Source organism: Halostagnicola sp. A-GB9-2, from assembly GCF_030068615.1.
Classification (GTDB): Archaea; Halobacteriota; Halobacteria; order Halobacteriales; family Natrialbaceae; genus Halostagnicola.
This window is the reverse complement of the sequence record NZ_JASJOC010000035.1, coordinates 1-1,140: the sequence shown is the minus strand read 5'-3', so window position 1 is coordinate 1,140 and position 1,140 is coordinate 1. Positions and strand designations below refer to the sequence as shown.

Sequence of the window (1,140 nt, the reverse complement as noted above, 5' to 3'; positions counted from 1 at the left end):
ATCGTCGTGCCGGGAGAGTTGGACGAAGGCTTCCCAAGTCTTTACAGGCGCGTCGATCTCACGGAGGTAGGCACCGACAGCCTCTCGAATCCGACTCGTCGAGAGATCGTCCTGTGCGTAACTGGGCTCTTCGTCGACGACGACGTTGTTGTGCATCCGGAGCCCGGGTGCAAACGCAAAGTTGTGTGTCGCGATGACGAGCGGCCAGTAATCGAGTTCACCGTCGGGTCCGTCGCGGTACGTCTCCCACTGTGTGATCGCCGAACAGCGGTCACCGCCGCAGGGGAGCTCGACGCCCTGGTCGTTGTTGTCCTCGAGGTAGCGATGGGCTGCCGAGAAGGGCATCCCCTTCCCCTCACACTGTGCGTCCAGCCACTCGCTGGCGGGCTCGCCGTTGATCGAAATCTCGTCGTCGTGGTCACCAGCACAGACGGGGCAGGCCTCGTGACGACCGAGGAGAACGTGATACTGCCCGCCGTGTTTTTCGGCGACATCGACGGCTTCGTCGCGGGCATCGCGCGTTTCGAGGAGATGAACGACCGGTCGGTCACCGGTGATGTCCTCGCGAGCCCCCCATCGCGTCGACGCGATCGTGTGGGACTTCCCGAGCGACGTCGGCGCGTCGATGATCCGTTCGTCCTCGTTGCGGACCACGTCGGCGATCGTCTCGAAGAGCTCTTCGCGAGCGTCGTCCGTCGACGGCCACTCGAGGCCACGCTTCTTCGCAAATCGTCGCCGTTCAGCTGGCTCGAGCGCGTCTAACTGCCCGGTCGGGAGTGCCGAGACCGCTTTTGCGTTACCATCTCCCTTATAAACGTCATCGTCGGGTTCGTACTCCGGGATCGCGAAGCCGAGTTCGCGCAATCGTTCTACACCGCGCCACCACGTTTCACCGTCGACGGGGCGGGCGTTTGCCGGTCGGACCTCGCCAGCGTCGATCGCGGCCATCGTGACCACGCCACCGTAGCCACCGAGTTCACCGGTGTCCTGCCAGCGCTCCGAATTACAGATGTTCGCCGTCCCGCCGTCGTTCAGACTACCCCAGGTCGGCCAGAACGCCCGTTCGCCCTCACTTGTCGACGCGCTATCGTTCCAGCGCTGGACGATCGTACGTTCACCGACTCGTTGAGCGTCGAGGCC

The 1,140-nt window shown here is 63.8% G+C and carries 1 pseudogene; it reads right to left on the bottom strand.

Annotated elements, in window-relative coordinates:
- Positions 1-1,140, bottom strand: a pseudogene (locus QNM96_RS22870) (hypothetical protein); the annotation flags it as partial.